The following is a 10,874-nucleotide window of genomic DNA, read 5'->3' on the forward strand; positions in this document are numbered from 1 at the left end:
GACGGCAACATCGTGGTGAGCAAGACCGCCGACAGCGATGACGTGACCTTCGACCTGGCCGACAACGTGACCATCGGCGACAGCCTGACCGTCGAGGGCGATACCATCATTGAAGGGGGGACTACGATCGAAGGCGATACCCACCTGGGTGACAACTTCGAGGTGGTCAATAACGAGGCGCACTACGATGGCCCGATCACCGAGGAAAACCATGTCGTCAACAAGAAGTACGTCGACGAGTCGGGCGACGAGTTGGTTACCGAGGGCCTGAACTTCTCGGGCAATGAAGGCGAGACGGTCCACCGCGACCTGGGCGAGACCCTGGCGGTGACCGGCGAAGCTACCGCGGACGGCAATTACAGTGGTGCCAACCTGAAGACGGTAACCGACCCTGAAAGCGGCGAGATCGCGCTGCAGATGAGTGATCAGCCGCAGTTCGGCGACGTGACCATCAACGAGGGCGACAGTGGCAAGGTCACCGGTGTTGCTGATGGTGATATCAATGAAAACAGCACCGATGCGGTCAATGGCAGTCAACTGTGGAAGACCGAGCAAGAGCTGAAGAAGGGCCAGGTGCACTACTACAGCGTCAATGATGGTGGTGAGCCACAAGGCAATTATGAGAACGATGGCGCTACTGGGCTGGATGCCATGGCCGCCGGAGTCGATGCCGCGAGCAGCGGGGACAGGGGTGTTGCAGTTGGTGCCAATGCCAAGGTCTCGCATGACAATAGCGTGGCGTTGGGCGCCGATGCTAGTACGGCACCAACGGTTGCTACGACTGTGGAGTCTGCCAATGCCGCGATGGGTGGAAACTTCTACGGCATAGGCACCAGCTTCGCTGGCACGGCCCCTGTGGGGACGGTCAGCATCGGTCAACCCGGTCGCGAGCGGACCATCACCAATGTGGCGGCGGGACGTGTCTCGTCCCACAGCACGGATGCCATCAACGGTAGCCAGTTGTATGCCACCAACCAGATCGTGGGAGGTATCGATGATCGTGTGACCAATGTGGAAGGTGATGTCGAGAATCTCGGTGGACGCATGACCAATGTGGAGGGTGATGTCACCCACCTGGATGATCGGGTGTCCAATGTCGAAGGGGATGTCACTCACATCGGTGACGACCTCGCGGATCTGGATGATCGTGCCGTGAAGTACGATACCGACGGCGATACGGTCAACTACGATTCCATTACCCTGGCAGGCAATGATGGCACCACTATCACCAATGTCGCGGATGGCGATGTCTCGGCGTCCAGCTCTGACGCGGTGAATGGCAGCCAGCTGTGGGAGGTGCAGGAGCAGCTCACTACCATCAATGAAGGTGGCAGTCAGTACTTCAAGGCCAACTCCGAGGCGGATGCCGCCGATGCCCAGGGCGCCGAGAGCGTGGCCATGGGGCCGGAGAGCGTGGCCCAGGGAGATCACAGCGTGGCGGCCGGCGATGGCGCGGTGGCGGAGAGCGAAGGCGGAGTAGCCCTGGGGGCCGGTTCGCAGGCGACCCGCGAGGGCATGGACGGCGCCGAGGAGGCCTTCTCCAACGAATCCGTAGCGTCGACGCAAGGCGCGGTCTCAGTGGGCAGCGAAGGCGGTGAGCGTCAGATCACCCACGTGGCTGGCGGTACCGAGGCGACTGACGCGGTCAACGTTCGCCAGCTGGAAGCGGTGCAGGCCAGCTCGGTGGGTTATGACCACAACGAGGATGGCAGCGTGGACTACAGCTCGGTGACGCTGGGCCAGGAAGGTGCGCCGACGCAGATCCACAACGTGGCACCAGGCGAAGCCCCGACCGATGCGGCCAATGTGGGACAGCTGGATGAGCTGAATAAGCAATTCCAGCAGCAGATCGGTGGTCTCAATAGCCGCGTCAAGGATGTTCACGACCAGGCCAATGCGGGTACGGCCAGTGCCATTGCTGCAGCCTCCGTGCCACAGTCCAACATGGCCGGCAAGAGCATGGTGTCCGCCGGTGCGGGGACCTACAACGGTGAATCGGCAGTATCCGTGGGAGTTTCTCGCCTCTCAGAGAATGGTCGCTGGGCGGTCAAGCTCAACGCCACGGGGGATTCTCAAGGCAACTTCGGTGCTGGTGTCGGCGCAGGCTTCCACTGGTAATCACAAGGACATCGATCATGCATAACAGCATTTATCGAAATGTGGTATGGGCTCTGGGCATCGCCGGCATGGCGGTGCTCGGCCTCCAGGGATGCGCCACCTCCACCTCGACCGATCGGGAAGGCATTGCCTTCCCGGATCCCGGCGATGCCTGGATCGAGGAAGGGACGTACGTCAATCTGGAGGACCTGCGTAAGATGCAGGTCGGGGTTTCCAAGGACCAGATCTACGATCTGCTGGGACGCCCACATTTCTCCGAGGGACTTTTCGGCGTACATGAGTGGAACTATATCTTCCAATTACCCACGGGTGAGGGAAGTTATATAACGTGCCAGTATCAGGTCGGATTCGACGACGACATGTTGACCGAGAGTCTGCATTGGCGTGAACTGGAATGCGCTGCCTTGCTTGAGCCTCGGAAAGAGCCGGAGCGAATGGCCTTGGCCGCCGACACCTTGTTCGATTACGACAGCAGTGAGCTGACGAACAAGGGACGACGTGAGATCTCGGGACTGACCCAGAGAATACGCGAGGAATTTTCCTCACCGGAAATCGTGGTCATGGGTTATACCGACCGTTTAGGTCGCGATGCCTATAATCTGGCTCTTTCCGAGCGGCGTGCCGCCGAGGTGCGGACTGCCTTGATCGATCAAGGGATGGCGCCGACGACGATTCGCAGTATCGGGCTGGGCGAGCGAAATCCGCTTGTTCAATGCCCCGGATCGAGCGCCACATCGGGCCTCAAGGCTTGTCTGAGGCCCAATCGCCGCGTGGAGGTCGAGGTGACGGAGAGGCTTGCCAACTGATCTGGTACGACAGTGACGGAGTGGCCCCGACACTCGAGTGAGAGTGTCGGGGCCGTTTGCGTCATGGGAGGTGTCCAAGGTGACGACGGTGTCTCGAGCGATGAATCAGGGTGACGGTAGCAGTTGAGTCAGTGGATACCTGGAGGCTTGGTGAGGTGGCATCGGGTGTCCAAAATAATACCCCTGAAGACCGTGAGCTCCCAAGTCTCGAGCCAGTGTCAATGAGGCTTCTGACTCGATGCCCTCTAGAATGACTCTCTTCCCCAGGTCGTACAGCAAATTCATCAGTCCTTCCAGGAAATCTCGCTCCGATTTCCGACCCGAGGCGGCTGTCACCAGTGCCATATCGATCTTGACGATATCGATGGGGAGCTGACGAAGGTTTGACAGGTCCGAGTGACCGATTCCGAAATCGTCCAGGGCGATCTGGAAGCCGGCCTGCCTGAGTTGAGTCAAGTGAAATGCGGCACGCTCGACGTCACGTATGACCGAAGTTTCGAGTATCTCTATCACGATACGATGTGCATGATGCCATTGCAGCACACGCTGTGTGAAATGAGGTTGCTCCAGCAGGTGGCCGGGCAGGTTGAGGCTGATCGTCAGTGAAGATGAAGGGCCCAGAACTTCCATGAAGCGGGTCGCGACTTCCAGCGACCATAGGAAGTGACTGCTCGATTCCAGGCGGGCTCGCTGACGCGTGGATAATCGGGATGGAGCAATGGCTTCACCTGACGAATGGACTGAGCGAAATAATCCTTCGAAACCAATGAGGCGAGAGGCTTTACCAGACAATTTGACCTTTGGCTGATAGAAAAGGTGGGGTGTCGAAGGCATACGCTACCCTACTTTGCTTCGATGAAGGGGGAGCCTGATGAAGGCTTATGTTTACGTGCAATGTGCACGGGGCGCAAGCGTTATAGAGTGAAGAAAAATGAGCTTTCGGGAAGGGGCGCGTTATTGATTGGTTGTTTCCTACTTCATGTTTTCAATTATTCATAATTTATGAGTTAACACTCTAGCAAACATTGCATATCATGACGGCGTCATGGGCTCCCCATGGCTCCCTGCTTTTGCCTGGCTACTCGCCAGGCTTTTTTTAACTGCATGGAAGCCTTAGGTTTTTTTATAAAAAATCGAGATGTGTCAAAGTGTGAGGGATTGGCTATACTGCGTGCGACGTTCATTAGATATGAATGACTGTGAAATTCACGCTTGAGGAGCTGCATCCCTATGTTCATTGCCATCCTTGAGGACGACCCTGTGTGCCTCGATCAGCTATCGAGCCTGTTGCGAACGGCGTCGGAGCAGAGCCCGCAGGAGTGGCGTGTCGACAATGGGGAGAAAGGTTGGCAGATCGACAGCTACCAGAATGCCAGGGCTTTTATCCGCGGAATCAAGCGCAATACCTATAACCTCGTGCTCCTCGACTGGATGTTGCCTGACATGAATGGGCCGGAGGTCCTTCACTGGATGGACGAGTACTTCCAGTCGCCTCCTCCCGTCATTATGGTGACCAACCGTGATGCAGAGCAGGATGTCGTTGAGGCCTTGAAAGCGGGTGCGGAAGATTTCGTCAGCAAGCCTTTCCGTTCCGAAGAGCTGATCGCCCGTGTACTGACGACACTGCGTCGCCATCACGTGGGCGGCAAGCACCGTTACGAGCCCTTCAGCCATGGTGAACTCACCGTGTCCCCGAAGGAAGAGGTCATCTCGATCCGTGGTGAGCCCGTCAAGCTGACCCACCAGGAATATCGCTTGGCACTACTCCTGCTGCGCAACCTGAATCATCCCCTGAGTCGATCCTACCTCTATGAGACAGTCTGGGGGCAGGAAGAAAGCCCCATGTCCCGGACTCTGGATGTCCATATCTATCGTCTGAGGAGAAAGCTTGACCTGAATGCCGAGAATGGTTGGAAACTGTCTTCCGTATATCGCTATGGCTATCGACTCCAGAGGCTGGTTGAGGAATGAGTAGAGATTGTTGGTTGGTAACTTTTTGATAAAACGGGATTTTCTAGGGGTTTCGGCTTTTTGTACAAAAACTGTGCTGACTGCTAGGTGTATGGTCCCGGGAAGTAGTAGACAGGGTCATCATGGAATCTCTCGGTGAACCGTACCGGCTTTCTCGGAGACTCGCTGGTTTGAATCAGGCCGTCTTCCTGGCCTGACCCTGTTGCTCATAATACAGGGCCTCTCACTCAGTCGGTGGCATGTTGTCGATCGGCTCCAGTAGCCGCCGGTGATTGAACCAGTCGACCCACTCCAGGGTGGTGAACTCAACGGCTTCCAGATGTCGCCATGGCCCGCGTTGGCGGATCACTTCGGTATTGAATAATCCGATGGTCGTCTCGGCCAGCGCGTTGTCGTACGAATCGCCCCGGCCACGTGATCGTCCCATGCAACACCTCCAATATCGAGATGTTGCGACGACCGATTGAATCCGCCTTGAACGCCCCTATTGCTATGGTGGATCAAGTCGCTGTCTGATCGCTGAGGGCGTTCATGAAGTGCCTGTTCCAGCGCATCCAGCACCATGTCGGTGCGGGGCGTTTGGGAGGCTCGCCAACCGATGATCCGTCGGGCAAAGGCATCGATGATGAAGGCGACATAGATGAAGTCCTGCCAAGTCGCGACATAGGTGAAATTCGACACCCTCAGCGCGTTTGGCTGAGTCGGTTGAAACTGCCGCCGTACCAGATCCGCCGGAGAGGCTTTGTTGGGATCTTGCACGGTCGTACGAGTCGGCTTGCCTCTCACTACGTCATGTAGCCCCATCCGTCGCATCTAACGCTCGACGGTGCAGCGAGCGGCGGGGATCGCTTCTCGATGTAATTGACGCCAGACCTTGCGGATGCCGTAAACGCTGAAGTTCTCATTCCAGATGCGCTGGATTTCAGCGCACACCCAGCGATCGCGCTGAACTCGGCGCGGCGCGCGGTCAGGCAGGGCTTCACGAGCCTTGTGCGCGTAGTACGTCGACGGGGCGATCGGCAAGACACGGCAGATCGGCTCGACCCCGTACGATGCCCGGTGATCATCGATGGACTCGATCATCACTTGCCGCGGCGCAGGCGGCCTGCCCGTCGCCCTCCGCCTGGGCAAAATACGCGGACGCCTTACGCAGGATCTCGTTGGCCTGCTTCAACTCCCTCGTGATCGAAGACCATGCGGACCGCCCGTTGACGTACCTCGGGGGAATACCGGTTTGTTGTGTTCATGACTCCATCCTCTCAAGGTTTGTAGCCTTCAGGAATCCCGGGACGGTTCATATTGACGGTGTTGCACTCAGAACCTGCATACGCCCTTTTACGTCAATGTTGACGATTCTCCCTTTCCCAACCTGTTTCGATATTTCCTATTTCTTTGATATGCAAGTGCTTTCCTACATATTGTGCCGTCCTTTTCATTAAGCAATTTCTGCTTGCAAGTAGGAGATTGATGGCACTATCTTGAAGTGGTGTATTTAGATTATTTCATATTTAGGTTTGGCTTAGCGTGAGATCAGCCTACGATCGGAATGCGATGAGCGCCTGAGGACAGCAGGTTGACCATTCGAATTCGAATGAAGTGCGCTCGAAGTGCTGGGTATGGCGAATAGGGTTATCGAGTGGCACCGATGTTTTCTCCGACTCGGAGAGACCAGGTCTCTAGCACGGAAACAGGAGGGGGTATGAATACCATCTTTCGCATCATCTGGAACCGAACGCTTGGTCGTCTGGTCGTGGCATCGGAAGTCGCTAGAACCTGCGATAAATCTACTGTACGACAAGCCGGGGCCTCTCCTGTGGTGCGGGATGCTGTTGCTGGCTCCACTGGCAGGCTCTTCGCCTACTCGGCTTTTGCGTCCATGCTGGTATTGCTGGGATTGTCCGTTTCTCAGGTCAGCTTTGCCGCCAAATATGCCGAGCTAAACGGGGCTGGGAGTGGACTGAGGGTTGGTGACGGCACTGTCGCCCGGGATGATGGTCTTACGACCTTGTACTGGAACAACCCAAATGTGACGGGGCTTGGGTTACCCATCGACTACTCTGGTGGCTTGACTGTACCCGGTGCGGTGGCAATCGGAACCAACGCCGAAGCTAGGTCCAAAGGGTCTGTGGTTCTTGGTGCTAGTTCGATAGCCGAGGCTCCATTGGAGAATCAAGGGGCGTCAACGGTCTTGGGTGCCTATTCCTATGCAGGCAGCAACAACAACGTGGTGCTTGGCAATCGAGGGGTGGCGACCGGCTGGGCTGCCATGGCGGTTGGCCGTGAGTCGGCATCGCTGGGACGCAATTCCGTTGCCTTCGGCAATGTATCATCTGCGTTAGGTGATGGTTCGTTGGCCATGGGGCAGTCCTCTTTGGCATCAGGCGAGCGTGCTATTGCGATTGGGTCAGCGGATTCGCAGCGGGATTATACGACTGATAATACGCAAGCGCTTGGTATCGACTCACTGGCGTTCGGCACTCGAGCGATAGCGAGTCAACAGGATGCAGTGGCGTTTGGGCGCGAGGCCACAGCGTCAGGTGCTCAGACGGTTGCGATCGGCACGATCGCCAATGCCGCGGCCGATCAGGCCGTGGCTATTGGTAACGCCACACAGGCGGCCCTCAACGCTACTGCCATTGGTGGACAGGCAACATCGTCGGGAGAGAATGCGGTCGCTATCGGGGTGCTTTCCGATGCACAAGGCAACAACTCCCTTGCGGTGGGGAGCCAGGCTATCTCCTCGGGCGTTGGTAGCCTTGCCATGGGGGGCAATGCCACTTCGAGTGCGGCGAGCGCCACCGCTATCGGGGATGCTGCCGGGGCGTCTAGTGAAAACGCCTTTGCTGCAGGCTCTGGCAGCCAGGCTTCTGGGATGAATGCCCTGGCTATCGGTACCGGTGCCGAGGCCTCTGGAGCCCAGTCACTCAGCATTGGAACCGGCAACACCGTGTCCGGCGATGGTTCCGGCGCCATTGGCGACCCGACCACCATCACGGGGTCGGGCTCCTATTCCGTGGGTAACGACAACACCATCGACGCCGACGAGGCCGGTGTTTTCGGCAACCGTAACGTGCTGGACGCTGCCGCGACCGGTAGCCGTATCATCGGTAACGACAACGATGTCGATGTACCTGATGCTTTCGTGATGGGTAACGGGGCGGATGTCACCGTGGCCGAGGGCGTGGCGCTGGGCAACGGCTCGATCGCCGATACCGGCGCGGGCGTGGCGGGTTACAATCCGACCACCGGCGCGGCCGATGGGTTGGATGCGGATATCGCCGCGACCCAGAGCACCACCGGGGCAGTGGCCGTGGGTGATGCCGGTGCGGGGACCTACCGCCAGATCACCGGCGTGGCCGCGGGCACCGAGGACAGTGACGCGATCAACGTGGCCCAGCTCAAGGCCAGCGAGACGCACTACTATAGCGTCAACGACAATGGCGTGCAGGGCGGCAACTACGCCAACGACGGGGCGACCGGTGTGAATGCCCTGGCCGGGGGGGTGGATGCCACCGCCAGTGGAACTGGTGGCGTTGCAGTCGGGGACACTGCCACGGCTTATAACACCGGTAGTGTTGCCGTGGGTCTGAATGCGGAGGCCGGTGTCGATGGTTCGGCGGCCATCGCCAATGACCTGGCCCTGGGAGCGAACGCAACGGCGACCGGCGGTAATACCGTGGCGGTGGGCAATAGTGCCACGACCACCGGGGTGGATAGTGTCTCGCTCGGTTCCAACGCCATGGCCAGTGGTGATACCAGTACCGCCCTGGGGTATGCCACTCAGGCCACCAATACCGATACGACGGCCGTGGGTAATGGGGCGCAAGCGACCGGTTTGCAGGATACCGCGCTTGGCGTGACCGCTCTGGCGTCGGGTGGCAACAGTACGGCAGTGGGCAATCAGGCCGCTTCCGCCGGGAACAATGCCACGGCGGTGGGGGCGACGGCCAACGCCGGTGGCGGTCAGGCCTCCGCGTTCGGTCTCGGTGCCACGGCGAACAACACGAATGCCACGGCGTTGGGGGTGGGGACCCAGGCGACCTCCTTCGCCAGCACAGCGGTCGGCAATCAATCCCAGGCGACGGGGCAGAGCTCGCTGGCTCTGGGCGATGTCGCGCAGGCGAGTGGCACCAATGCCATTGCGATGGGCACCGGTGCGGTGGCCTCGGCCGAGGACAGCATCAGCATCGGCACTGGCAACCAGGTCAGTGGTGTCGGCTCCGGCGCCATTGGCGATCCGACCACCATTTCGGGGGCGGGCTCTTATTCCGTAGGTAACAACAACACCATCGACGCCGACGAAGCCGGCGTGTTCGGTAATGACAACGTCCTGGCCGGTACTGCTACCAGCAGCCGTATCATCGGTAATGGCAACGATGTCGATGTACCCGATGCCTTCGTGATGGGCAATGGGGCGGATGTCACCGTGGCCGAGGGCGTGGCGCTGGGCAACGGTTCCATTGCCGACACCGCAGGAGGCATCCAGGGCTATAACCCGACCACCGGCGCTGCCGATGGGCTGGATGCGGATATCGCCGCGACCCAGAGCACCACCGGGGCGGTGGCCGTGGGCGATGCCGGCGCGAATGCTTATCGCCAGATTACCGGCGTGGCCGCGGGTACCGAGGATAGTGACGCGGTCAACGTGGCCCAGCTCAAGGCCAGCGAGACGCATTACTACAGCGTCAACGATAACGGCGTGATTGGCGGAAATTACAGCAATGACGGGGCGACGGGCATCAACGCCCTGGCAGCGGGGGTAGATGCCGTCGCCAGTGGCGACGGCACCGTGGCCATGGGCTACGGTGCCAATGCCGACCAGGTTGACAGCGTGGCTATTGGTACCGATGCATCGTCACGTGGCATTTCGTCCGTTGCTCTGGGCGATGGTGCCAGCAACGATGTGTTCGGCGATCGGCAGATCGCCATCGGGAGTGATGCGGCCACCTTTGGCTCGGACGATCTGGCGATCGGCAGCGGCGCCCAGGCGCAGGGGCAGCGTAACGTTGTGCTGGGCACCACGGCATCTACCGGCAACGGGATACTCGATGGCATCGCGGTTGGTACCGATGCCAGTGCAGGGGCCGATGATGGCGTCGCCCTGGGATCTGGCGCCAGTGCTAGTGCTGCCGGTGGCGTGGCTTTGGGGGCAGGCTCGGTAGCTGATGGCAGTACGCTGGGCACGGTGGCTTACCAGCCGCTGGATGCGGATGGCAACCCGATTCCGGTAGCCGCTCCAACTGCCACCAGCGAAGTGTCGGTGGGTAGCGCCGGTAGCGAGCGGCGCATCACTAACGTCGCCGCCGGTGCCGAAGATACCGACGCGGTCAATGTTTCCCAACTGGCCGCGGTGGAATCGGTTGCCTCGACGGGCTGGGACCTCACCGCTCAGGGTGCAGACTCCACCAATGTGGCGCCGGGCGACACGGTGGATCTGAGCAACACTGACGGGAACCTGGTAATCGGCAAGAACGCCACCGACGGTGCCCAGGAAGACGTGACCTTCGCGCTGGCCGACGACATCACGGTGAACAGTGCCACCGCGGGCGACAGCGTACTGGGCACCACGGGGCTGACCGTGGATGATGGCGCGGGCAACGTGACCAACACCACGGCCACCGGCACAACGGTGACCGACGGCACCACCACCACGGCGATGAGCGCCGGAGGGGTGACCAGCGGCAACCTCAATATGGACGGCACCACCGACGAGATCACTGGTCTGTCCAATACCGACCTGAACGATCCGAGCTTCGCCACGGTGGGCCGAGCGGCTACCGAGGAGCAGCTGGGTCTGGTTGATCAGAACCTGACCAGCCAGGGACTCGACTTCGCGGGTGATAGCGGCACTGACGTGCACCGCGACCTGGGGCAGACGCTGAACATTAACGGCGGCGCTGACGCCAGCGGCAATATCAACATCAGCACGGTGGCCAATGGCACAGACGCCCTCGAGATCGTGATGACCGATCAGCCGCA

General features: G+C 59.5%; 5 protein-coding genes, 2 pseudogenes and 1 other annotated feature. Of the genes and pseudogenes, 5 read left to right on the forward strand and 2 right to left on the reverse strand.

From position 1 onward, the window contains the following. On the forward strand, positions 1 to 2,118 hold a 2,118-nt coding region (locus RSO41_RS18325), incomplete at its 5' end, for a YadA family autotransporter adhesin (protein ID WP_315620703.1). A 17-nt stretch (positions 2,119 to 2,135) separates the two neighbouring features. Then, positions 2,136 to 2,924, forward strand: coding sequence for an OmpA family protein (locus tag RSO41_RS18330; protein WP_315620704.1), 789 nt, complete (start codon positions 2,136 to 2,138; stop codon positions 2,922 to 2,924). Positions 2,925 to 3,029: 105 nt separating this feature from the next. Here the strand turns inward: RSO41_RS18330 and RSO41_RS18335 are convergent, their stop codons facing one another. After that, a complete protein-coding gene (locus RSO41_RS18335) occupies positions 3,030 to 3,758 on the reverse strand; it encodes an EAL domain-containing protein (RefSeq protein ID WP_315620705.1) in 729 nt (242 codons plus the stop codon). 396 nt (positions 3,759 to 4,154) lie between these two features. On the opposite strand from RSO41_RS18335, the gene RSO41_RS18340 reads away from it, so the two are divergent. Continuing rightward, positions 4,155 to 4,895 (forward strand): response regulator transcription factor, encoded by a 741-nt coding sequence (locus tag RSO41_RS18340; protein ID WP_315620706.1) that lies wholly within the window; start codon positions 4,155 to 4,157, stop codon positions 4,893 to 4,895. A gap of 223 nt (positions 4,896 to 5,118) precedes the next feature. Here the strand turns inward: RSO41_RS18340 and RSO41_RS18345 are convergent. Further along, a pseudogene (locus RSO41_RS18345) lies at positions 5,119 to 6,075 on the reverse strand (IS3 family transposase); the annotation flags it as partial. Then, positions 5,904 to 6,034, reverse strand: a sequence feature (AL1L pseudoknot). It overlaps the preceding pseudogene by 131 nt. A gap of 519 nt (positions 6,076 to 6,594) precedes the next feature. Here RSO41_RS18345 and RSO41_RS18540 point away from each other — a divergent pair. Together RSO41_RS18540 and RSO41_RS18350 are read left to right on the forward strand one after the other, a co-directional pair. Next, a pseudogene (locus tag RSO41_RS18540) lies at positions 6,595 to 7,761 on the forward strand (ESPR-type extended signal peptide-containing protein); the annotation flags it as partial. 6 nt (positions 7,762 to 7,767) lie between these two features. Beyond that, the coding region (locus RSO41_RS18350) for a hypothetical protein (RefSeq protein WP_315620707.1) at positions 7,768 to 10,874 on the forward strand (3,107 nt) is incomplete at its 3' end.

Source organism: Halomonas sp. I1 (genome assembly GCF_032334135.1).
Taxonomy (GTDB): domain Bacteria; phylum Pseudomonadota; class Gammaproteobacteria; order Pseudomonadales; family Halomonadaceae; genus Halomonas.

Bases quoted from the DNA above. Each gene is read 5' to 3' on its own strand.
- RSO41_RS18330 (WP_315620704.1), top strand. From the start codon at position 2,136: ATGCATAACAGCATTTATCGAAATGTGGTATGGGCTCTGGGCATCGCC.
- RSO41_RS18340 (WP_315620706.1), top strand. From the start codon at position 4,155: ATGTTCATTGCCATCCTTGAGGACGACCCTGTGTGCCTCGATCAGCTA.
- RSO41_RS18335 (WP_315620705.1), bottom strand. From the start codon at position 3,758: ATGCCTTCGACACCCCACCTTTTCTATCAGCCAAAGGTCAAATTGTCT.